At 65.3% G+C, this 20,546-nt stretch carries 23 protein-coding genes; 9 read left to right on the forward strand and 14 right to left on the reverse strand.

All coding sequences use genetic code 11. The annotated features are described in order from the left end of the window. Positions 1–281 precede the first annotated feature (281 nt). Positions 282–1,175, reverse strand: coding sequence for an alpha/beta fold hydrolase (locus NCR35_RS17915; RefSeq protein WP_250535478.1), 894 nt, complete (start codon positions 1,173–1,175; stop codon positions 282–284). 299 nt (positions 1,176–1,474) lie between these two features. Here NCR35_RS17915 and NCR35_RS17920 point away from each other — a divergent pair, with 299 nt between their 5' ends. Then, on the forward strand, positions 1,475–3,466 hold the full coding sequence (locus NCR35_RS17920) for a glycoside hydrolase family 28 protein (protein ID WP_250535479.1): 1,992 nt from the start codon (positions 1,475–1,477) through the stop codon (positions 3,464–3,466). 33 nt (positions 3,467–3,499) lie between these two features. On the opposite strand, the gene NCR35_RS17925 is transcribed toward NCR35_RS17920, so the two are convergent. The 3 genes from NCR35_RS17925 to NCR35_RS17935 form a co-directional block, all read right to left on the reverse strand. Continuing rightward, positions 3,500–4,633 carry a succinylglutamate desuccinylase/aspartoacylase family protein gene (locus NCR35_RS17925; RefSeq protein ID WP_250535480.1) on the reverse strand — a complete coding sequence of 378 codons (1,134 nt, stop codon included), beginning with the start codon at positions 4,631–4,633 and terminating at the stop codon, positions 3,500–3,502. Positions 4,634–4,812: 179 nt separating this feature from the next. After that, positions 4,813–5,316, reverse strand: a complete 504-nt coding sequence (locus NCR35_RS17930) for a DUF6496 domain-containing protein (RefSeq protein WP_250535481.1) — start codon at positions 5,314–5,316, stop codon at positions 4,813–4,815. 115 nt (positions 5,317–5,431) lie between these two features. Beyond that, positions 5,432–5,857: a low affinity iron permease family protein gene (locus NCR35_RS17935; protein WP_250535482.1), complete on the reverse strand. Its 426-nt coding sequence runs from the start codon at positions 5,855–5,857 to the stop codon at positions 5,432–5,434. A gap of 34 nt (positions 5,858–5,891) precedes the next feature. Here NCR35_RS17935 and NCR35_RS17940 point away from each other — a divergent pair, with 34 nt between their 5' ends. Beyond that, entirely contained in the window at positions 5,892–6,476 is a 585-nt protein-coding gene (locus NCR35_RS17940; RefSeq protein ID WP_250535505.1) for a DNA-3-methyladenine glycosylase, read from the forward strand. On the opposite strand, the gene NCR35_RS17945 is transcribed toward NCR35_RS17940, so the two are convergent. The 5 genes from NCR35_RS17945 to NCR35_RS17965 form a co-directional block, all read right to left on the reverse strand. Next, positions 6,477–7,682 (reverse strand): ABC transporter substrate-binding protein, encoded by a 1,206-nt coding sequence (locus NCR35_RS17945; RefSeq protein WP_250535483.1) that lies wholly within the window; start codon positions 7,680–7,682, stop codon positions 6,477–6,479. It lies immediately after the preceding gene. 32 nt (positions 7,683–7,714) lie between these two features. Further along, complete coding sequence (locus tag NCR35_RS17950) at positions 7,715–8,422, reverse strand: ABC transporter ATP-binding protein (protein ID WP_250535484.1); 708 nt, start codon at positions 8,420–8,422, stop codon at positions 7,715–7,717. After that, positions 8,419–9,204: an ABC transporter ATP-binding protein gene (locus NCR35_RS17955; RefSeq protein ID WP_250535485.1), complete on the reverse strand. Its 786-nt coding sequence runs from the start codon at positions 9,202–9,204 to the stop codon at positions 8,419–8,421. The genes NCR35_RS17950 and NCR35_RS17955 overlap by 4 nt, the downstream gene beginning before the upstream one ends. Then, entirely contained in the window at positions 9,201–11,078 is a 1,878-nt protein-coding gene (locus NCR35_RS17960; protein ID WP_250535486.1) for an ABC transporter permease, read from the reverse strand. The genes NCR35_RS17955 and NCR35_RS17960 overlap by 4 nt, the downstream gene beginning before the upstream one ends. A gap of 136 nt (positions 11,079–11,214) precedes the next feature. Beyond that, entirely contained in the window at positions 11,215–11,850 is a 636-nt protein-coding gene (locus NCR35_RS17965; protein ID WP_250535487.1) for a TetR/AcrR family transcriptional regulator, read from the reverse strand. 114 nt (positions 11,851–11,964) lie between these two features. On the opposite strand from NCR35_RS17965, the gene NCR35_RS17970 reads away from it, so the two are divergent. The 3 genes from NCR35_RS17970 (at position 11,965) to folE (ending at position 13,628) form a co-directional block, all read left to right on the forward strand. Continuing rightward, positions 11,965–12,387, forward strand: coding sequence for a YybH family protein (locus NCR35_RS17970; RefSeq protein ID WP_250535488.1), 423 nt, complete (start codon positions 11,965–11,967; stop codon positions 12,385–12,387). Between the two features lie 23 nt (positions 12,388–12,410). Beyond that, on the forward strand, positions 12,411–12,863 hold the full coding sequence (locus tag NCR35_RS17975) for a VOC family protein (RefSeq protein ID WP_250535489.1): 453 nt from the start codon (positions 12,411–12,413) through the stop codon (positions 12,861–12,863). Between the two features lie 114 nt (positions 12,864–12,977). Next, a complete protein-coding gene (gene folE / locus NCR35_RS17980) occupies positions 12,978–13,628 on the forward strand; it encodes a GTP cyclohydrolase I FolE (RefSeq protein ID WP_244849415.1) in 651 nt (216 codons plus the stop codon). Between the two features lie 48 nt (positions 13,629–13,676). Here the strand turns inward: folE and epsC are convergent, their stop codons facing one another. Further along, positions 13,677–14,672: a serine O-acetyltransferase EpsC gene (epsC, locus tag NCR35_RS17985; protein ID WP_244849416.1), complete on the reverse strand. Its 996-nt coding sequence runs from the start codon at positions 14,670–14,672 to the stop codon at positions 13,677–13,679. A 165-nt stretch (positions 14,673–14,837) separates the two neighbouring features. Continuing rightward, a complete protein-coding gene (locus NCR35_RS17990; protein WP_175942044.1) occupies positions 14,838–15,071 on the reverse strand; it encodes a DUF6566 family protein in 234 nt (77 codons plus the stop codon). Positions 15,072–15,351: 280 nt separating this feature from the next. Here NCR35_RS17990 and NCR35_RS17995 point away from each other — a divergent pair, with 280 nt between their 5' ends. Further along, positions 15,352–15,954 (forward strand): DUF3005 domain-containing protein, encoded by a 603-nt coding sequence (locus NCR35_RS17995; RefSeq protein ID WP_250535490.1) that lies wholly within the window; start codon positions 15,352–15,354, stop codon positions 15,952–15,954. Between the two features lie 57 nt (positions 15,955–16,011). On the opposite strand, the gene NCR35_RS18000 is transcribed toward NCR35_RS17995, so the two are convergent. After that, positions 16,012–16,164: a hypothetical protein gene (locus tag NCR35_RS18000; RefSeq protein ID WP_248323117.1), complete on the reverse strand. Its 153-nt coding sequence runs from the start codon at positions 16,162–16,164 to the stop codon at positions 16,012–16,014. 160 nt (positions 16,165–16,324) lie between these two features. Here NCR35_RS18000 and NCR35_RS18005 point away from each other — a divergent pair, with 160 nt between their 5' ends. The 3 genes from NCR35_RS18005 (at position 16,325) to NCR35_RS18015 (ending at position 17,960) form a co-directional block, all read left to right on the forward strand. Further along, positions 16,325–16,792, forward strand: a complete 468-nt coding sequence (locus tag NCR35_RS18005) for a hypothetical protein (RefSeq protein ID WP_250535491.1) — start codon at positions 16,325–16,327, stop codon at positions 16,790–16,792. A gap of 88 nt (positions 16,793–16,880) precedes the next feature. Beyond that, positions 16,881–17,480, forward strand: a complete 600-nt coding sequence (locus NCR35_RS18010) for a short chain dehydrogenase (RefSeq protein WP_250535492.1) — start codon at positions 16,881–16,883, stop codon at positions 17,478–17,480. Positions 17,481–17,528: 48 nt separating this feature from the next. Next, positions 17,529–17,960: a GNAT family N-acetyltransferase gene (locus tag NCR35_RS18015; protein WP_250535493.1), complete on the forward strand. Its 432-nt coding sequence runs from the start codon at positions 17,529–17,531 to the stop codon at positions 17,958–17,960. Here NCR35_RS18015 and NCR35_RS18020 read toward each other — a convergent pair. Both NCR35_RS18020 and NCR35_RS18025 read right to left on the reverse strand, forming a co-directional pair. Further along, positions 17,957–18,895 (reverse strand): SMP-30/gluconolactonase/LRE family protein, encoded by a 939-nt coding sequence (locus NCR35_RS18020; protein WP_250535494.1) that lies wholly within the window; start codon positions 18,893–18,895, stop codon positions 17,957–17,959. The two genes, NCR35_RS18015 and NCR35_RS18020, sit on opposite strands and share 4 nt — an antisense overlap. 55 nt (positions 18,896–18,950) lie before the next feature. Then, entirely contained in the window at positions 18,951–20,528 is a 1,578-nt protein-coding gene (locus NCR35_RS18025) for an aldehyde dehydrogenase (NADP(+)) (RefSeq protein ID WP_250535495.1), read from the reverse strand. Positions 20,529–20,546 lie beyond the last annotated feature (18 nt).

The raw sequence follows: 20,546 nt of genomic DNA on the forward strand, positions 1-20,546 counted from the left end.
AGCGGCTCGCCGCTGCCCGCATCGAGCACGCTCACGCCGGCCGCATTCGGCAGAAACACGCGCACGACAGAGCCGTGGGGGGGGGGGGGGGGGGGGGGGGGGGGGGCGGGGGGGGGGGGGGGGGGGCGGGGGGGGGGGGGGGGGGGGGGGGGCCCCGCGGGCGCCGCCCCCCCCCCCCCCCCCCCCCCCCCCGCGACCGGTACTGTACACCCATACAGTACCGGTCGCAAAAGCGGGCGAAGCGTTCGCCCGGCACTTGCAAGTAGCTCTCCCGCTCGCCGTCAGCGCAAGTGAGCGATGAGCGCATCCGCGACGGCATCGGGCGCTTCGCGCGGCGGAAAGTGCCCCGCGCCGTCGATCACGACGCGCCGATAGCCCGCCGTGAAGCAGCCTTCCTGTCCTTCGGACATTGAGACGTCGTCGCAGAAATCCGAGCCGCCCTGAATCATCAGCGCCGGCACGCCGATGCGCTCGATGGTCGCAAGCCGCTCGTACAACGGTTCGAGCGCCGGGTCCGACGGCTGATCGCTGCGCCAGCGGCGGCGATACGCGTTCAGCGTGATCGGCACCCAGTCCGGGTTGTCGAAAGCGCGCGCGGTGGCGGCGAACTCGGCTTCGTCGAACCAGCCGGGCGGCGACCATGTGTCCCACTGAATGCGCGCGAAGCCCTTCGGATCGGCGGCGATCACGTCCGGCGCGTCATCGAGCGACATGAACCACTGGTACCAGAAGCGCCGCGCCTGCGCGAAATCGCGCGGCAACGTGAACTTGCCGCGCGGCTGAAACGCCAGCGCGATCGCGCCCATGCGCCTCACGCGGTCGGGGAACAGCGCGGCGAGCGTATAGGCCGCGCGCGCGCCCCAGTCGTGACCGACCACGTCGAAACGGGCGATGCCGAGCGCATCCGCCAGATCGACGGCGTCCTGCGCCAGCGCGACGCCGGAGCCATCGCGGATGGTGCCCGCGCGCAGGAAGCGCGTGCCGCCCGCGCCGCGCAATTCGGGAACGATGGTGCGGTAGCCCGCCGCGTTGAGCCGCGCCGCGACGTTCGACCAGGCGCGTGCGGCGTCCGGCCAGCCGTGCAGCAGGATGACGGGCGGTCCATCGGCGGGGCCGGCGTCGGCGTAGGCGATATCGAGCGTCGGCGTCTCTGCGTGCAGTTCGAAGGTCAGCATGGCTCCTCCAGTTCGGGAAGCGAAGCGTCAATTTTAGAGCGGCGTGCGATTCCACGTCGGACTGCAGCGGCAATACTGACACATGATGTCGTATGAGATGCGCTGCCCACGTAATCGCTTCCTTACGGGAAAGTCCCGAGCATGCAGTGCGGCTGCGTGCCTTGACGTGCCTCGCATGGCGTCGGTATCGTCGGGCAGGAAAACGGTTTCTTACATGGCCGCTTACGCTGAACAGTCGTCATACGACACCGTTGGAAGCGGCCACATCAAAACCGGTCGATACCGGAATGGAGACAAGCATGAAACAGCGCCCCACCGCCCCCGCTTCTGCCCGCCGCCGCTCGCTGCTGAGATTCGCCGGCGCGTCGGCGAGCGCGCCGCTCATCGGCGGCCTCGGCAGTCTGAGCGTGCTCGCCGGCTGCGGAGGCGGCAACCACGATTCGAGCACCCCGGCCACGCCCGAGGACCCGATCTGGGGCCCGTCCGGTTCCGCGACGCAGATCATCAACGCGCTGAAGAACGTGTCGACGTCGATGGTGCCGAGCCGCCAGTTCCTCGTCACCGATTACGGCGCGAAGCCGTGCACCGTGATTGCCGCGACGAGCCCGTACACCGATCCGTCGAAGTCGCCGCTCAGCACCGGCGCAGACCAGACGCAGGCGCCCGGCTCCTTCGACTCGCGCCCCGCGTTCCTTGCGGCCATTGCGGCATGCAGCGCGGCAGGCGGCGGACGCGTGGTCGTGCCGGCCGGCAACTGGTATTGCGCGGGGCCGATCATCCTGCAATCCAACGTGGACTTTCACCTGAGCGCGAATTGCGAGATCTTCTTCAGCCCGAATCCGGCGGACTACGCGAAGGACGGCCCGATCGACTGCGGCGCAAACGGCAAGCTCTACTACAGCCGATGGCAGGCCAACGACTGCCTCAACTACGGGCCGCCCGTCTACGCGCGCAACCAGACGAACATCGCGATCACCGGTGAAGGCGATACATCAGTGCTCAATGGCCAGGCGATGACGCCGTTCGCCGGCAGCGGCAACACGTCGACGTGCTGGTGGACGTGGAAAGGCAATAGCGGCGCCTACGGCTACGCGGGCTCGTCGACGCCCTCGCAGGCGTTCGCCAATCCGAACAACGTCGATCTGAAAACCGCCGCGCCGGGCATTTCCGATGCGCTCTACGCCAAGCTCACCGACCCGGCCACGCCGTGGCAACAGGATCAAAATTATCTGCCCGCGCTGTCGGAAGCCGGCGTGGCGATCGAGAAGCGCATCTTCGGCATCGGACATTATCTGCGGCCGAGCATGGTGGAATTCATCGGGTGTACTAATGTTCTGATGCAAGGCTACCGCACCATCAATACGCCGTTCTGGCAGCATCATCCGACCGATTGCAAGAATGTGGTCATTACCGGCGTGACGGTGGACAGCATCGGGCCGAATAACGACGGCTTCGATCCCGACGCCTGCGACATGGTGCTCTGCGATAGCGTCACGTTCAACACCGGCGACGACTGCATCGCGATCAAGTCGGGCAAGGACCTCGATACGCAATACGGTCCCGCGCAGAATCACGTCATCCAGAACTGCACGATGAACAGCGGCCACGGCGGCATCACGCTCGGCAGCGAAATGGGCGGCGGCGTGCAGAACATCTATGCGCGCAACCTCCAGATGCTGAACAAGTTCTGGGCGACGAACTCGCTCAATATCGCGATCCGCGTGAAGACCAACATGAATCGCGGCGGCTTCGTGAAGAACTTCTACGTCGATAACGTGACGCTGCCCAACGGCGTGAGTCTGACGCCATCGGGCTACGGCAGCAGCCTGCTCGCGGGCAGCCCGATCAACGCGACCGTGCCGCTCGGCGTGGTCACCGCGAGCGCGGCGAATCCGCCGGCGGCGCAAGGCGGCATCATCACGTTCGATTGCGACTATCAGCCGTCGAAGGACGCCATCCGCACGCGCCCGGCGCTGGTGCAGAACGTCAACATCTCGAACGTGAAGGCCAGCAACGTCACGCTAAACGGCGTGACCGGCTCGTGCTTCCAAGCGATCGTCGCGCAAGGACCCGTTGCGTTCGACTACAACGGACCCGCGCCGACGCCCGCGATTCCCGCGATAGCCGGCGTGACCATCACCAATTGCGATTTCGGCACGCCTGTCGCAGAGGGACCGGCCACGGCGACCACGCCCGGACCGATCTATGCGTACAACGTGCATGACATCGTGCTCAACAATACGGTAATCGCAGGGAAGACGTTGAATCAGACCATCACCGACGCGCGGTAACGACCAGGCGCGTGACGCGGCATTCCCCGCGCGTCACGCGCCGATCAGCACGCCGGTTCTGAACGCCGTTGCACCGGTGATTCGTCCAATGGGCGCGCCTGCGTAGACGAAGCGAATGGCGCGTCGCATATAGAAGACGCCATCGTTCTTCGTGGTGACGGTGGTCACGGCGTCCGTCAGCGGATCGATGATGTCGAGGACCGCATCGCCCGCCTTCAGCATCGCCCCAATTGCCGCGCGATACACGACGATGCCGCTCACCGGCGCCGTCAGTTGCTCGCTGCCTGCGAGCGGCGTCGCGGATTGCACGAGCGGCGGCAGTTCGCGCGCTTTCCCTTCGATCACGCCGCGCGCGATCAGGAAGTCGACGATGGCTTCTGCATCGCGCTCTGCGTGTTCATAGTCCACGTCCCGGTGGCCGCGATGCTCCAGCGTCGCCGCGATGTTCGGCGCACCGAGCGGCGTCCCGTCGCCGAGCAACGCACGCACTTCGTTCCACAGCAACGCGTGGATCTCGTCGAACGACTGACCGCCGGAATCCGTCGCGAGCAGCACGCCGTTCGCGCCGAGATAGCGGGCAAGCGGCTCGATGGCGGGCCAGCTTGCGGGACTGGTGTAGAGATGCATCGTCGCTTCGCGCGAACAATGCAGATCGAGCACGATGTCCGCCTCCGATGCGTGCCTGAGCAGCGCGAGCCGCAACGATTCGAATTCATTCGCGGCGGTTATTTCGCCGAGCATCTCGCGCACGGCCGCGCGCAGAAGCCGGGTGTTGTGCGTGGCATCCGTGGCCGACAAGCGTGGACGAATGCGTTCGACCAACGCGCTTGCAGGCGGCATCGGAAAGTTGCGGTTGAAGTTGTGCCCGCTGTTGCTCTCGAAGCGCCCGAGAAATTGACCGAACACATGCTGCGACAAACCGATGGGATTGGCCACCGGCACGAGCACCACTTCGCCGCGCACGCGCCTGCTCGCTTCGAGTCCTTCGAGCCGCTGCTTGAGGCGCCAGGCGGTGAGCATGGCGGGCGTCTCGTCTGCGTGAAGCGATGCCTGCACGTAGACCTTTTCGTGCGCACCGTGCGCACCGGGTACGCCGAAGTGAAAACTGACAAGCTCGCGCGTGGTGCCGAGCGTCGTCGTGACGAGCGGCGCGCGTTCGATCCGCATATTTAGTGGTCCGTATTAATTGCATTCACTCGGAGCCGGCGTTTTATCTCCGCGACGACCGAGGCCGGGTTCGACGCGATGCACAGCATCGCGCGCACGGATTATCTCGCGCTCGAACCACTAAGGCTAGCGCAGCATGCTGTCTTCCGCGGGCACGCGAGCACCCGCGCAAGACCGCCTCAACGCGATGCGTGACGCGAGGCCGAATGCGACTTCTTGCCCGCCGCGTTCGCGCGTCGCGTGGCCCAGCCCTTCCTGGCGGCGGCGGAGCGGTCGGCGGCCGAGCGGCGGCTTGCGCTCGCGTGCGCCTGCTTCGAGAGCGACTTGTGCGACGCGGCCTTCGAGCTTTCGCGCTTGAGCACGCGCGTGGAGGCGGCGGATCGCTTCGCCTTCGACTCGGTGCTCGGGCTCTTCGTCTTGCGATGCGCGGCCTTCGTGTCCTGCGCGGCCTTCTTGCGCGTGCCTTCGGAGGCTTCGCCCTTCTTCGGCGTCTTGAGCTTGACGCCCGCGCGCCGCGCCTCCGACAGCCCGATCGCAATGGCCTGCTTGGCCGACTTCGCGCCGTGCTTGCCTTCGCGCACGTGGTCGATCTGCTCCTTCACGAACGCGCCCGCCTGCGTGCTCGGCGACTTCCCTGCGCGCTTGGCTTTCTCGGCGCGTTCGAGGGTTTTCTTCTCGGGCATGTCGGTGCTCCTTGTGACGTGGAGATGCCGATCGAGCGAGCAACGCGCATGCCCGACTCATGTCCCGTTGTCACGCGGTTTGGAGAAGCACCGGTCATGCGTTCTTCATGGACTCTCATCTATCGTGCTCGGCCGGCGCACCGGTCAATTCCATGTCATTGCTCGTAGAGGCAATACCGCCCCGCGCCTCTTCTGCGAGCTTCTCATACCGCTTGCGAAACGCGGTCAACTGCTTTTCATCCAGCTCTTCCAGATCGAGCAGCGCATTATGCGCACGCTCCGTCGCGCGTATGAGTTCATCGAGCTTGATCTGCATGGCCGCCGTGTCGCGGTTCTGCGTGTTCTGAATCAGAAAGACCATGAGAAAGGTGACGATAGTCGTCGAGGTATTGATGACCAACTGCCACGTATCGCTGAAGTGAAAGAGCGGTCCGGACACCGCCCACGCGATGACCAGCACGATCGCGATGACGAACGTCGATGCCCGGCCCGTGATTTGCGAAAGCGCATTGGAGAATCTGAGGAACCAAGACTTTTTCATCACGCGTCTCCTGTGAGCGTCGTTGATTAGAATGATGCCTGTGAGCCCCAAAATCAAACATCCCTTCATCGACTTCTCGGCCGCATCGGAAGAAGTCGCGCGCCGCCTGATCGGCGCAATCTTCACCGTGGACGGCGTCGGCGGGCGCATCGTCGAAACCGAAGCCTATGATCGCGAAGATCCCGCCTCGCACACGTTCTCCGGCCCCACGCCGCGCAACGCGTCGATGTTCGGGCCGCCCGCGCATGCTTACGTCTATCGGTCCTACGGCATTCACTGGTGCCTGAACTTCGTGTGCCGCGAAGCAGGCCACGGCGCCGGCGTCCTGATCCGCGCGATCGAGCCGCTGACCGGCATCGACGTCATGCGCGAGCGGCGCGGCGTGGAACCGCTGAAGTTGCTGTGTTCGGGGCCGGGGCGGCTCGCGCAGGCGCTCGGCATCACGCACAAGGACAACGGCGCGTCGCTGCTCGAAGCGCCGTTCGATATTCAGCCGCCCGACGAGGCATGCGATGTCGTCACGGGTCCGCGCATCGGCATCAGCAAGGCGATGGATGTGCCGTGGCGCTTCGGGCTTGCCGGGTCGAAGTTCGTCAGCAAGCCCTTTCCCAAGGCGTGATCAGTCCGCCGGGCGCAGCTTTCGCACTTCTTCGTCGGAGGGCTGGACGCTCGCGCCGTCGATATAGCGGAACGACGTCATCACGCCCTTGCCGTCCTTCTGCGCCGTGACGCCGACATAAGCGCCCATCGTCGATTGATTGTCCTGCTTGCGATAGACGATCGGCCCGAACGGCGTGTTCACCGGCAAGCCCTTGAATGCCGCCGCGAGCTTGTCCGCGTCCGTGCTGCCCGCTTTCCTGAGGCCATTGGCGAGCGACATCATCGCCGTATATCCGACGACGGAGCCCAGGCGCGGATAGTCGTGATACTTGGCTTGATAAGCGGCGACGAACTGCTTGTTAGCCGGTGTGTCGATGGCATACCACGGATAGCCCGTGACGATCCAGCCGACCGGCGCTTCGGCCCCGAGCGGGTCGAGATAATCAGGCTCGCCGGTCAGCAGCGACACCACCGCGCGATCCTTGAAGAGCCCGCGCGTATTGCCCTCGCGAACGAACTTGCCGAGGTCCGCGCTGAAGAGCACGTTGAAGATGGCGTCGGGCTTCGCATCGGCGAGCGCCTGCGTGACGGCGCCTGCATCGACATTGCCGAGCGGCGTCGCCTGTTCCGCGACGAACTCGACATCGGGCTGCGCGGCCTTTAACAAGCGCTTGAATGTCGCCACGGCCGACTGACCGTACTCGTAGTTCGGATAGACGAGCGCCCAACGCTTCTTCTTGAGCTTGGCCGCTTCGGGGACGAGCATGGCGACCTGCATATACGTCGATGGCCGCAGGCGATACGTGTACTTGTTGCCGTCCTGCCAGACGATCTTGTCGGTGAGCGGCTCGGCGGCGAGGAAGAAAATGCGGCGCTGCTTCGCGTAGTCCGCGAGCGCGAGGCCCGTATTCGACAGATAGCCGCCGAACAGGAGCTTCACCTGTTCCCGCGAAACGAGTTCCTGCGCGACGCGAACCGTATCGCCGGGATTGCCGTTGTCGTCGCGTGAAACGACTTCGAGCTTCTTGCCGTCGATGCCACCTGCCGCGTTGATCTGTTCGAGCGCGAGATTCCAGCCGTTCCTGTAGGGCATGAGAAACGCGGGCTGCGCCTTGTAGCTATTGATCTCGCCGATCTTAATGCTGTCCGCGTGCGCGGCGCACGCCGCGACGGCCGCAAGCGCTGCCACGCTTGCGCGCAGCACTTTTCTTGCTTGATGAATCATCGATGCTTCTCCTCTAACGTTATGCTTCGGGCTCAAACGCCCAAATAAGCGCGGCGAGCGGCATCGTCGCGAACGAACGCCTGCATCGCTCCAGCATGACGAACCTGGCCTTTTTCCAGCACGACCACGCGGTCGCTGACGAGTTCGGCGAAGTGCAGGTTCTGCTCCGATAACAAAACGGCGAGCCCTTCGCGCTTCAGTCGCAGAATCATATCGGCCATCTGCTCGACGATAACCGGCGCCACGCCTTCCGATGGCTCGTCGAGCAGCACGACGCGCGGATTGCCCATCAGCGTGCGCGCCACGGTCAGCATCTGTTGCTCGCCGCCGCTCATGCGGCTCGCGCGGCGCTCGCGCATTTCGCCAAGATTCGGAAAGACGCGAAAGAGGCTGTCCGGCGTCCATCGCGGCGCGCCTTCGCGCGGCGGCTGGCGGCCCGTTTCAAGATTCTCGATGACGGTCAGGTCGCCGAAGATGCGGCGATCTTCCGGCACATAACCGAGCCCGCGTCGCGCGATGCGATACGGCGCCATTCCCGATATGTCCTCGCCCATGAACATGACCGTGCCGGTCACGCGCGGCAGCAGGCCCATGATGGCCTTCATGGTCGTGGATTTGCCGGCGCCGTTGCGGCCCATCAGCGCGACGACTTCGCCATGTCCGACTTCGAGCGCGACGTCGAACAGAATCTGCGCGCGGCCATAGAACGCATTCAGCGCATCGACACGCAAGAGCGTCATTGCGCGGCTCCGTCGATCGACACGGCGCGCGGCGCATACGATGCGCCCGTGCCCAGATAGACCTCGCGCACGCGGGCGTCGTTGCGGATCGCATCGGCGTCCCCTTCTGCGATCAACTGGCCTCGCGCCAGCACGACGAGCGTATCGGCATGTTCGAACACCACGTCCATGCTGTGTTCGGTGAAGAGCACGCCCATGTTGCGCTCTTTGGCAAGGCGCGCGGTGAGCGCCATGAGCGCGTTGCGTTCCTCGGGCGCCATGCCCGCCGTGGGCTCGTCCATCAGCAGCAGTTTGGGGCGGTTGGATAGCGCCATCGCCAGTTCCACGCGCTTGACGTCGCCGTAAGCGAGCACCGCGCAACTGCGCCGCGCGTGCGCCGCCATGCCGACGAGGTCGAGCAATGCCATGGCTTCGTCTTCATTCGATGACGCCACGCGCGAGAAGAAGCCGAACGCGCGCCGCTCGTGCGAGAGCAACGCTATCTGCATGTTTTCGAGCACCGTCATCGAATTGAACGTAGCGGCCACCTGAAACGTCCTGCCGACGCCCAGCCGCCAAATATCGCGCGGACGTCTTCCCGTGATGTCGTGGCCGTCCAGATGGATGCTGCCCGACGTGGGCTTGAGTTGCCCGTTGATCATGTTGAAGCACGTCGACTTGCCGGCTCCGTTAGGGCCGATCAACGCAAGCAGTTGCCCTGCTTCGACGGAGAACGACACGTCGTCCACGGCCTTCACGCCGTCGAAGGACTTGGACAGCTTGTCGATGCGCAGGAGCGTCATTGCGCCTCCGTGAACCGGTCGCGCACGAAGCCTGCGATGCCTTGCGGAAACGCCACGACGAGCACGAGAATGGCCGCCCCGAGCAACGCCTGCCAATAGTCGGTCTGCCGCGCGACCGTGTCTTGCAGCCACGTGAACACCGCCGCGCCGACGATGGGTCCCGCGAGCGTCTGAATGCCGCCGAGCAGCACCATCACGAGGCCGTCCACGGAGCGACCGACGCTGATGGCTTCCGGCGAGATGTTGCCTTTGGAGAATGCGTACAAGGAGCCTGCGAGCCCGCATACGAGCGCAGCCGCGACGAAGGTGATCCACTGCACGCGGGCGACATCGATGCCGATGGCTTCCGCACGCAACGGCGAATCGCGGCCCGCGCGCATCGCGAATCCGAGCGGCGCGAAGAGCAGTCGTCGCAAGAGCCACACGCCCGCTATCGCGGCAACGAGCGTGAGGTAGTAATACGCAACGGGCGATGAAAGCCACGGCGAAGGCCACATGCCGAGAAGGCCGTTGCTGCCGCCCGTGACCGCATCCCATTGATAGACGATCGACCACACGATCTGCGCGAACGCGAGCGTCAGCATCGCAAGATAGACGCCGGATAGCCGCACGCAGAACCATCCGAACACGATCGCGCCGATGCCCGCAACGAGCGGCCCGAGCGCGAGCGCCGCTTCCATCGGCAAGGCCAGCGCCTTCAAAAATAGCGCCGCGCCATAAGCGCCCAGCCCGAAATAAGCCGCATGTCCGAACGAATGCATGCCGCCCGGCCCCATGATGAAATGCAGGCTCGCGGCGAACAGAACGGCGATCAGGATTTCGACCAGCAATACGGGCAGATACGGAAAAGCGCTGGCTGCGAGAGGCGCGAGCGCGAGCAGCAAGACCACGACGGCCCAGCCGAGTTGGACGCTGCGCGTTGCCGGTGAAAGCGGCCTGTCGGCGGGCGCGGCGGTTCGTGCAACGGTCTGTGCGCGCCCGAACAAGCCCCACGGACGAAACACCAATACGACGGCCATCAACGCGAATTCGGCGACGAGCGTGAACTTCGACAGCGAGAACGCGATACCGAAGACCGATACTTGCCCGATGCCGATGCACAGCGCCTTGATCTCCGCGATCAACAATGCGGCGACGAATGCGCCCGGAATCGAGCCCATGCCGCCGACCACGACGACCACGAACGCATTGCCGATGGTGTCGATATCGAGCGAGAGATTCGCCGGCATCCTCGGTATCTGCAGCGCGCCGCCGAGGCCGGCGAGGCATGCGCCCGCGAAGAAGACACTGGTGAAGAGCCACGCCTGATTCACGCCGAGCGCGCCGAGCATTTCGCGATCGGAACTCGCGGCCCGCACCAGCGTGCCCCAGCGCGTTCGAGTGAGCGCGTACCAGAGCACGCCCAGCACGAGCGGACCGGCGACGATCAGCACGAGGTCATAGACGGGCAACGCATGTCCGAGCAATGACACGGCGCCTGCGAGATGCGGCGCGCGCGGCCCGAAGAGATCGTCCGGTCCCCATAGGTAGAGGGCGGCGTCGCGCAATATCAGCACGAGCGCAAACGTCGCGAGTAAATGAAAAAGCTCCGGCGCGCGATAGATGCGTCTGAGCACGCTGACTTCGATGATCGCGCCCAGTGCGCCGACGATCAGCGCCGCGCCGGCAATCGACGCCCAGAAAACCATGACGCTCGCCCCGAACCGGCTCGTCAGGCTATAGGCGACATAGACGCCCACCATGTACAGCGAACCGTGCGCGAAGTTGACGATGCGCGTGACGCCGAAGATGAGCGAGAGTCCCGAGGCGACGAGAAAGAGCGCGCAGGCATCGGCCAGGCCATTGACGAGTTGAACGAGCAGGTTGGCGAACATCGGGCGCGTGACGAGCTTGATTGCTGAACGGTTGACGGCTAAGGGAGGAAGCGGCGACGAGGCGACATTATCGGTTAATTACGCGCCCTCTTCCCTTTGCGACAAAAACTGGCCCGTGACGGCTCCGCTTCTCGCGTCACAATCCGTTTTCGACCATCGACAGGAGCCGCGCGGCAAGCGGTTCGACCGACTCCGCGCCCAGCCCTTGCAGCGGCCCTTCGATCAGCAGCAGCGCGAAGCCGTGCACCGCGCTCCACGCGAGATATTCCGCGTCGGGCCGACGCCGCCCATCGAGCGCGCCCGCTTCCACCATCTCATCGAGCGCGCGGCTCAAAAGCTGGAACGGGTCCAGACCGCTCGGTCCCACTCCATACGGTTCATCGTGCTCTCTCCACTCCGCCTGCGCCGCAGCGAACGCGGTGCGAAACAATCCCGTCTCCGCCTGAGCGAAGCGTAGATAGCCCGCGCCGATCGCGCGCAGCCCCGCACGGGCGGCATCGGCGCGACGGCGCTTCTTCGGGCGAGCGGCCAGTTCTTCTTCCATCGCCTCGGCCACCGACGACAGCGCCGCCGAGCGCACCGCGGACAACAGCGCGTCCCTGTTCTCGAAGTGCCGGTACGCCGCGTTCGGCACGACGCCCGCGCGGCGCGTTGCTTCGCGCAAGACGATCGCATCGGGACCGCCTTCGCGGGCGAGCTCAATGCCCGCGTCGATGAGCGCGCGCCGAAGGTCACCATGTCTGTAAGTGTTTCGCGGCCTGGTTTTTGTCATGGGATTGCTTGTTATCTCCGACGGTGACGGTCCTATGTGGACACTGTCCATTATCTCTGCTATTTTTTGTGGACGCTGTACACAAGTGAAACCTGCCCGTCGCCGGGAGCGAACATGAACGACGAGAACGAGCGTGCGCGTGACGAAGCGCGTATTCGCGAACTGACGGAAGCGTGGCGGCAAGCCGTGCTGGCAAAGGACGCAGCGGCGCTCGTCGCCCATTACGCGCCCGATGTCGTGGTGTTCGATGTCGTGCCGCCCGCTTCGATAACCGGCGTGGAGCGTTATCGCGAGAACTGGCAACGCTGGTTCGACAGCATCAGCGGGCCGCTCGCGTTCGACATGGTGGACATGCATATCGCGGTCAGCGGCGAGCTGGCGTATGCGCACTCGCTCAACCGCGTGGCGGCGGGCGGGCGCGACGACATCGTGCGCGCGACCGTGTGTTTCCGGAAGATCGACGGTGACTGGCGCGTGGTGCACGAACACGCGTCCGTGCCGCTGACGTTGGACATGGACCCCGACGAAGCATCCTGACCGTCCTCACCCAAGGAGCAGACATGACAGTGCAACCGTATCTGTTTTTCGAAGGCCGCTGCGAAGAAGCCGTGTCGTTTTATCGCGAGCATCTGGGCGCGCAGGTGCTGATGACCATGCGTTACCGGGACAATCCCGATGCGGGCAAGCAAGGCGGCAGCGAAGCGGCGAGTGGCTGCAGCATGCCGCCCGGCTCCGAAGACAAGATCATGCATACGGCATTCACCATCGGCGATTCAACGGTGATGGCGTCCGACGGCATGTGCAGCGGCAAGCCGAATTTTCAGGGCGTTTCACTCTCGCTCACGGCAAACGACGAGCAGCAGGCCGAGAAGTACTTCAATGCGCTCGCCAAGGGCGGACAGGTTCAGATGCCGATGACGCAGACCTTTTTCGCGAAACGCTTCGGCATGGTTCAGGACATGTTCGGCGTGTCGTGGATGGTGCTGGGCGGCGTGGAGCACCAGTCCGCGTGATGGTGCGCGAAAAACGCGGGGCGTAACAGCCTGAAACACCTGACGCGCATAAGGGCATTCGAAAACGTGGAACAATGTCGGCTGATATCCGAACACAGACCGACAGGAGCTTTCATGAGCGCCCCGCACACCCATCATCTCACCGGCTCGGACATGCCCGCTGAATCAGCCGATCGTCCGACGCGCGAGGAAGCCGAAGCCGCCGTGCGCGTGCTCCTGCGCTGGGCCGGCGACGATCCGCGCCGCGAAGGTCTTCTCGATACGCCGGCGCGCGTCGTCCGTTCCTACGAGGAGTTCTTCGCCGGTTACGCGCAGAACCCGCACGAGATTCTCGCGCGCACGTTCTCCGAAGTGCAGGGCTACGACGAGATGATCGTGCTCAAGGACATTCGCTTCGAGAGCTATTGCGAGCATCACATGGTGCCGATCATCGGCCGGGCGCACGTCGCCTATCTGCCGAACAAGCGCGTCGTCGGCATTTCCAAGCTCGCGCGTCTCGTCGATGCTTTCGCCAAGCGCCTGCAGATTCAGGAGAAGATGACCGCGCAGATCGCCGATACGCTCGAAGAAGTGCTGCAACCGCTCGGCGTCGGCGTGATTCTCGAAGCCGCGCATCAGTGCATGTCCACGCGCGGCGTGCATAAGGCGGGCGTCTCGATGGTGACCTCGCGCATGCTCGGCTCGTTCCGCGACGACCCTTCCACGCGGCGCGAATTTCTCGCCATCGTCGGGCAACCGTCCGGCTTCAGCGTGTCGAATACCTGAAGAGACTAATGAAAAAGCAAAAGGGCCGCGCCGCGGCCCTTTTGCGTTTCATGCGCCGAAGCCGTTGCGCGGCGCATCGGCGCCCGTGCCTTCGCGCACCTTGCCTTGCGACACGTTGCTGCCCGGCGGAACACTGTGCGTCAACCAGACGTTGCCGCCGATCACCGAGCCTTTGCCGATGGTGACGCGCCCGAGAATGGTCGCGCCCGCGTAAATCACGACATCGTCCTCGACGATAGGATGGCGCGCATTGCCCTTCACGAGCATGCCGTCGCCACCGGCGGGAAAGCTCTTCGCGCCGAGCGTCACGGCCTGATAAACGCGCACGCGCTCGCCGATGACCGCCGTCTCGCCGATCACCACGCCCGTGCCGTGATCGATGAAAAAGCTCGGGCCGATGGTCGCGCCCGGGTGAATGTCGATGCCCGTCAGCGAATGCGCGATCTCGTTGATGAAGCGCGCCAGCAGCGGCACGCCCAGACGGTGCAGCGCATGCGCGAGCCGATGATGCATCATGGCCCACACGCCGGGATAGCACAGCAGAATCTCGGTGATGTGCTGCGCGGCCGGATCGCCCGAAAACGCGGCCAGAATGTCCGACACCAGCAGCGCCCGGATGGCGGGCAGCTGCGCGCCGAATTCCCGCGCGGTTTCGAACGCCTTCGCGCTTAGGTCGGCGTCGCTCGTCTCGCGATGTTCCGGCAGAAAGCGCAAGGCGCGGCGAATCTGCTCGTGCAGCAGCCGCAACGTGGTTTCGAGCGTCTGGCCGACGTAGTAATCCACGCTTTCGTCGGTGAGATCGGGCGTGCCGTAATGCGTTGGAAAGAGCGCGGAGCGCAGCCCGTTGACGATCTTCACGATGGCGTCGCGCGACGGCAGCTCGCGGATGCCGAGCGGATGCCGCGTGCGATGCAGTTGTTCGCGCGACTCGCGCAACTCCGCCACGATGCGCGACAAGCCCCATTCGCGCGGTGCGGGAGCGGTGACGGCACCGGATGATTCGGGCGAAGTGCCGGGCGGCACGGATCTGCTGGGCGAAGCCATGTTCTGCGTATCAATCTCTGAGCGATGATGACAACCGCCGCGGCCGGCGCGGCGGACGAACGCCAAGAGTACCCGGTTTCGACCGACCGTGCCGCAACGCGCGCGCGCCGCGTCCAGCATAGGTTGCGCGCAATCGTTTGCAAGTCATGGGCGCGGCTCCCGGCGCTAGACCGTGACGTGGCTCGCGTCGATCCAGCGCACGGCCCAGTCGCGCGCGTGCGCGATAGCCTCGTCCTCGCTGCGAAAGCGCAGATCCGCGGGAAAGAAGCGGTTCGCGACCAGTTCGCCGTCGCTCGATCGCGAGATCACCACGTAAGGTTGGTACGTGCCTTCTGCCGTCCGTGCGGGCGCGCAGTTCAGCAGATAGCCTCTATGCGAAAAGGCGGCATCGTGTTGCATGAGTCACCCGTCTTAAAGTGCCCTGCTCTTTCGAATGGCATTGCTGTCACGCCGGCAGGTGTCCTGAACGCCCCTCCTGAATGCTCGCGTTCCGCCTATTGCGCTTTGCCGGCGACAAGCTACAAATAATACTGGTAGTGAAAGCCCTTAGTCTCGAAAATCGCCCGCGAAATTTTGGGCGGCCCGGACGATGTCCATCGGATGAGGGCGGCGGTTCCGTCGCTAAATAACCGGAACGACTTTTGCCGAAGCCCTTCTTTGTTTGCAGGAGGAACGCGAGATGAACAACGCCGAATCCAACGAGCCGCAAGACAGGCAGGCCGGCCGCGCGGCCGACAGTCCCATCAAGACGCCGTCGACGGAGACGGCGCACATCCGCATGAGCGATGCGCAAGCGGCGGAGTCCGGCCGCGACGCGCGCCCGCAACCGGCGCAAGCCGAACAGGCAGCGGCGGCAGCGGCGGCGGTGACGGATGCCGGGCAGCGCCGGCCGCGTGGCGTCGACGTCCTCAACGACGACACGCTCGACGACACCGTCGATACCGACGCGAAGAACATTCACGCGAAGCGCGAAGCGGAAATGCTCGCCCGCGAGCCAGACGCCGTGATCTTCTCGAATGCCACGCTATCGAACCATGTGCCGGAGGCGAGCGGCGTCCTCGCCGGTTTCGATAGCCGTCCCGGGCACAAGGGATTCGCGCTCGCGGTGGCGAACGGGTATCGCGTCATCGATCGGGGAATGGTCGCGCCCGCGGTGCCGGACGTCGAGGAACATCTGCGCTTCGTCGCGCGCGATGCGCACGGCCATACGCTGCAAGGGCGCACGCACTATGCGCTGAACCACTTGCGGCCGTCGCGCCTGATCGTGATCGAACGGTCGTGAACGGCCTCAAAAGTAATCGGGCGGCCGCGCATTGAGGGCGCGGCCGCCGCGCTACGCTTACTTCTTTTCGTCCTTCTCGTCATCCGTCTCGATGCGGGTCACGCCGCCCGTTGCGGGCGGATCGCTGGCCGGGAACGTGTCTTCCACGGCCTTGTCGACCGTGTCTTCATCGCGCTCGGAAGTCGGGTTCTGCTCTTTCGTGTTGCTCATCGTCGGCTCCTTTTGTCGTGACGTCGCTAGCACCACAGCAAAGATCATTCCGAAGCCGGCGCGAGGCAGGCACAAAGATTGCGCTATGCCTTCTGCTCTTTCACGAGCGAACCAAAGACAAGAATCCGGGACCGCATACATTCGAATAAAGGGGAAGGCGATGACCACGAGTCAGACCTACGACGGCCTGAACGCCACGGACGAGACCGGCGACGACGACGCACCGCGCGAAGCGCGTCCCGCCGCTCCCGAACGCAGCGCGGCGCAGCAACGGTTCAAGTCGGCGCTCGCGTGCCTCGGGGCCGCCTACGCGCTGTCGTGGGCGGAACTCGGGCTCGCGCTCGCCATGGGCTTTCCGGGCGATGCGGCAAGCCATCCGGTCGCGGCGTCCATCGTGTCGCGCGTGCTCGTCGGCCTGCTGTATCTGTGCGTCGCCTCCCGCCTGCAATGGGCGCGCTGGCTGACCGTCGCGCTCGGCTTCGTCACCGTGGCGCTGGTCGCGCCGACGCTCGCGCTGCAATGGCACGTCTTTCCCGCAGCGGCCGTGGTGTCGGGGCTGACGCTCGCGTGCCGTTTCGCGGCGTCGCTGTTCCTGCTCTCGCCGATGCCTGCGCGCCGGGCCGCCTGACGCCGCTTCCTGCAGCGGCTTTTCAGCGCGCCTTTGCGCGGGCACAATGCGTTGCCGTTCTCCCACTGCAAGGCTTGCGAGGCTGCTCATGAAAATCGCTGTCATCGGCGCGACCGGCACGGTAGGCCGGGCCGTCTGCGCCGAATTCCAACCGCGTCACGAAGTCATCGAGATCGGCGCGACGCGTGGCGCCCATCGCGTCGACCTGCTCGATCTGGACAGCATCAAGCGCCTTTTCGAAGCCATCGGCCGGGTCGATGCGATCGTCGCCACGGCCGGTCATGTCCACTTCGGCGAGCTCGTCAAGATGACGCCCGCGCAGTTTCGCGTAGGCCTCGACGACAAGCTCATGGGCCAGGTCAACCTCGTGCTCACGGCGCGCGACTACCTCAACGATGGCGGCTCGTTCACGCTGACGAGCGGCATCGTCGGCGCAGAGCCGATCCGGCTAGGCGCGAGCGCGGCGGCCGTCAACGGCGCGATCGAAGGCTTCGTGCGCGGCGCGGCGATCGAACTGCCGCGCGGCCTGCGCATCAACGCGGTGAGCCCGACCATGCTGGAAGAAGCGCGCGAGAGCTTCGGGCCGTATTTTCGCGGCTTCGAGGCGGCGAGCGGGGCGCGCGTGGCATTGGCCTATAGCCGCAGCGTGGAAGGCGCGGAAACCGGCCGCGTGTATGCCGTGCATTGAGCGCGCCGTTCGCTTAAGCTCGGCGCTTGCCTAGAAAGGAGCAGCCCGATGGAATGGACTCGTGGCGAATGGCGCGTGACGACGGACATCGCTTCGTTCGACTTCGACGTGATTCACCGCTATCTGAGCGAAGTGGCGTACTGGTCGCCGGGCGTCGCGCGCGAAACGGTCGAGCGCGCGGCGCGTCATTCGCTCGCGTTCGGCCTTTTCGAAGGCGGGCGGCAGATCGGCTATGCACGCATGATTACCGATACAGCGACCTTCGCCTATCTGGCGGACGTTTTCGTGCTGCCGGAGCGTCAGGGCGCGGGCCTCGGCAAGTGGATGATCGAATGCGTGATGGCGCATCCCGACTTGCAGGGCTTGCGCCGCATGATGCTCGTCACGTCCGACGCGCATGGCCTCTATGCGCGCTTCGGCTTTCGCGCGAGCGCCCATCCCGAGCGGATCATGGAGAAGACCGCCGCGCGTCCCGCCTAGCCGCCCTTCACGCCTTGCGTGTTGACGTAGAGCGAATAGAGCCCGTGGCTCGCCGCCATGAAGAGCCGGTTGCGATGCCGGCCGCCGAAGCACACGTTCGCGCATCGCTCGGGCAGGTCGATGTGGCCGATCGCCTCGCCTTGCGGCGTGAAGATGCGCACGCCATCGAGCTCGGCATCGCCCATGCCCCAGCCGCACCACAGATTGCCGTGAATATCGACGCGAAAGCCATCCGGCGTGCCGGGGCCCGCGTCGATTAATTCGCGCCGCTTGCCGAGCGCGCGGCCGCCGTCGAGCACGTCGAACGCGATGATCTTGCGCGGCGTCGAGCGCGACTCGACCACGTACAGCACCGATTCGTCGGGCGAAAACGCGAGTCCGTTCGGGCCGATGAAGTCGTCGATCATCACGGCGATCTCGCCGCTCTGGCCGTCGACGCGATACACGCACGGCTTCAGCTCCGAGGGCTGCTTCTCGCCTTCGTAGAAGCCGTCGATGCCGAAGATCGGATCGCTGAACCAGATGGAGCCGTCCGACTTCACGACGACATCGTTCGGCGAATTGAGCGGCTTGCCGTCATAGCGATCCGCGAGCACGGTGATGGAGCCGTCGTACTCGGTGCGCGTCACGCGCCGCGTGAGATGCTCGCAGGTCACGAGCCGCCCTTCGCGGTCGCGCGTGTTGCCGTTCGCGTTGTTCGACGGCTTGCGAAACACGCCGACCTGCCCGTTTTCCTCGTCCCAGCGCAGGATGCGGTTGTTCGGTATGTCGCTCCACAAGAGATACCGCCCGTCGCCGAACCACACCGGCCCTTCCGACCAGCGCGCGCCCTGATAGAGACACTCGACCGACGCCGATGCAATGCGCAGCGCGTTGAAACGCGGATCGAGCACGCGCACGGCGGGGTCGGGATAGCGGCGGTCGGAAAGGGTCATCGGTTCGGGTTCTCGTTGAACGTTGGACGGAGCACAGCAAGAGGACACGGCGTTGTCAGTTCGGCCCCAGTTCGCCATCGCGCAGGCGCCAGAGATTGAGCGGGTTGTCGTCGGCGAGCGCCTCGGGCAAGAGCGCCGCCGGCAAGTCCTGATAGCAGACCGGCCGCAGAAAACGCTCGATCGCCATTGCGCCGACCGATGTCGAGCGGCCATCGGATGTCGCCGGATACGGGCCGCCGTGAACCATTGCGTACGACACCTCGACGCCCGTCGGAAAACCGTTCGCCAGAATTCGCCCGGCCTTGCGTTCGAGCACCGGCAACAAACGCCGCGCCAAGTCGATATCGTCGTTATCCATCAGCAGCGTCGCCGTCAGCTGGCCTTCGAGCTGACGCGCCACCGCGATCATCTGGTCCTCGTCCTCGCACGCGACGATAACCGACGTCGGCCCGAAAATCTCGTCGGCGAGATGCGGCGTCGCGAGAAACTGCTCCGCGCTCACGCGATACAGCGCCGGCAGCGCGCCGCTCGCCGCTTCCGTCTCCTTTCCCGTCGCGATGCGCTGCGCGCCCGAGTCATCGCGATGCCGGATGCCGTCCTCGTACGCCGCCGCGATGCCTGCGGTAAGCATCGTCTGCGCGTCCTTCTTTTCGAGCGCGGCTGTCGCGTGATCCACGAAAGCGTCGAGCTTGGCGTCCGCGAGCGCGAACACGAGGCCCGGGTTCGTGCAGAACTGTCCGACGCCGAGCGTCACCGAGTCGATGTAGCCCGCCGCAAGCGACTCGCCGCGCGTGGCGAGCGCACCCGGCAGCGCGAACATCGGGTTGACGCTGCTCATTTCCGCGAAGACCGGGATCGGCTCCGGGCGCTTCGCTGCGATCTCCATGAGCGCCAGCCCGCCGCGCCGCGAGCCCGTGAAACCGACCGCCTTGATCGCCGGATGCGCGACGAGCGCCTCGCCGATGGCGTTGCCCGCGCCGACGACGAGCGAGAACACGCCTTCGTGCAGGCCCGTTTCCGCGACGGCCTTCTGCACCGCGCGCCCGACCATCTCGGAGGTGCCGAGATGCGCCGGATGCGACTTCACGACGACCGGACAGCCCGCCGCCAGCGCCGCCGCCGTATCGCCGCCCGCCACCGAGAACGCCAGCGGGAAATTGCTCGCGCCGAACACGGCGACCGGTCCGACCGGAATCTTCTGCAAGCGCAGGTCCGGGCGCGGCGCGGGCTTGCGCTCCGGCTGCGCGGAATCGAGCGTCGCGGTGAGCCAGCGCCCCTCGCGCACGAGCGACGCAAAGAGCCGCAACTGCCCGACCGTGCGTGCCCGTTCGCCTTCGAGCCGCGCTTTCGCCAGCGCGGATTCGGCCTGCGCACGCTCGATGAGCGCATCGCCCATTCCGAGGATGTTGTCCGCGACTGCTTCGAGCAGTTGCGCGCGCGTTTCGAGCGGCGCCTGGCGATACGGATCGAACGCGGCGTCGGCCAGTTCGCACGCGCGCGCGACTTCCGCCGCCCCGCCGCCGCCGAACACGGGTTCGAGATCGACGTTGCGCGCCGGGTCGAAGGCGCGCAGCGTGGCGTCCGTGCCCCGTACGGCCGTCGCGCCGATCAGCATTTCTCCGGTGATCATCATGGTGATTTCTCCGTGCTG

The organism is Caballeronia sp. AZ10_KS36 (genome assembly GCF_023631105.1).
Taxonomy (GTDB): Bacteria; Pseudomonadota; Gammaproteobacteria; order Burkholderiales; family Burkholderiaceae; genus Caballeronia.

Bases quoted from the DNA above. Each gene is read 5' to 3' on its own strand.
- NCR35_RS17915 (WP_250535478.1), bottom strand. From the start codon at position 1,175: ATGCTGACCTTCGAACTGCACGCAGAGACGCCGACGCTCGATATCGCC.
- NCR35_RS17920 (WP_250535479.1), top strand. From the start codon at position 1,475: ATGAAACAGCGCCCCACCGCCCCCGCTTCTGCCCGCCGCCGCTCGCTG.
- NCR35_RS17925 (WP_250535480.1), bottom strand. From the start codon at position 4,633: ATGCGGATCGAACGCGCGCCGCTCGTCACGACGACGCTCGGCACCACG.
- NCR35_RS17930 (WP_250535481.1), bottom strand. From the start codon at position 5,316: ATGCCCGAGAAGAAAACCCTCGAACGCGCCGAGAAAGCCAAGCGCGCA.
- NCR35_RS17935 (WP_250535482.1), bottom strand. From the start codon at position 5,857: ATGAAAAAGTCTTGGTTCCTCAGATTCTCCAATGCGCTTTCGCAAATC.
- NCR35_RS17940 (WP_250535505.1), top strand. From the start codon at position 5,892: ATGCCTGTGAGCCCCAAAATCAAACATCCCTTCATCGACTTCTCGGCC.
- NCR35_RS17945 (WP_250535483.1), bottom strand. From the start codon at position 7,682: ATGATTCATCAAGCAAGAAAAGTGCTGCGCGCAAGCGTGGCAGCGCTT.
- NCR35_RS17950 (WP_250535484.1), bottom strand. From the start codon at position 8,422: ATGACGCTCTTGCGTGTCGATGCGCTGAATGCGTTCTATGGCCGCGCG.
- NCR35_RS17955 (WP_250535485.1), bottom strand. From the start codon at position 9,204: ATGACGCTCCTGCGCATCGACAAGCTGTCCAAGTCCTTCGACGGCGTG.
- NCR35_RS17960 (WP_250535486.1), bottom strand. From the start codon at position 11,078: ATGTTCGCCAACCTGCTCGTTCAACTCGTCAATGGCCTGGCCGATGCC.
- NCR35_RS17965 (WP_250535487.1), bottom strand. From the start codon at position 11,850: ATGACAAAAACCAGGCCGCGAAACACTTACAGACATGGTGACCTTCGG.
- NCR35_RS17970 (WP_250535488.1), top strand. From the start codon at position 11,965: ATGAACGACGAGAACGAGCGTGCGCGTGACGAAGCGCGTATTCGCGAA.
- NCR35_RS17975 (WP_250535489.1), top strand. From the start codon at position 12,411: ATGACAGTGCAACCGTATCTGTTTTTCGAAGGCCGCTGCGAAGAAGCC.
- folE (WP_244849415.1), top strand. From the start codon at position 12,978: ATGAGCGCCCCGCACACCCATCATCTCACCGGCTCGGACATGCCCGCT.
- epsC (WP_244849416.1), bottom strand. From the start codon at position 14,672: ATGGCTTCGCCCAGCAGATCCGTGCCGCCCGGCACTTCGCCCGAATCA.
- NCR35_RS17990 (WP_175942044.1), bottom strand. From the start codon at position 15,071: ATGCAACACGATGCCGCCTTTTCGCATAGAGGCTATCTGCTGAACTGC.
- NCR35_RS17995 (WP_250535490.1), top strand. From the start codon at position 15,352: ATGAACAACGCCGAATCCAACGAGCCGCAAGACAGGCAGGCCGGCCGC.
- NCR35_RS18000 (WP_248323117.1), bottom strand. From the start codon at position 16,164: ATGAGCAACACGAAAGAGCAGAACCCGACTTCCGAGCGCGATGAAGAC.
- NCR35_RS18005 (WP_250535491.1), top strand. From the start codon at position 16,325: ATGACCACGAGTCAGACCTACGACGGCCTGAACGCCACGGACGAGACC.
- NCR35_RS18010 (WP_250535492.1), top strand. From the start codon at position 16,881: ATGAAAATCGCTGTCATCGGCGCGACCGGCACGGTAGGCCGGGCCGTC.
- NCR35_RS18015 (WP_250535493.1), top strand. From the start codon at position 17,529: ATGGAATGGACTCGTGGCGAATGGCGCGTGACGACGGACATCGCTTCG.
- NCR35_RS18020 (WP_250535494.1), bottom strand. From the start codon at position 18,895: ATGACCCTTTCCGACCGCCGCTATCCCGACCCCGCCGTGCGCGTGCTC.
- NCR35_RS18025 (WP_250535495.1), bottom strand. From the start codon at position 20,528: ATGATGATCACCGGAGAAATGCTGATCGGCGCGACGGCCGTACGGGGC.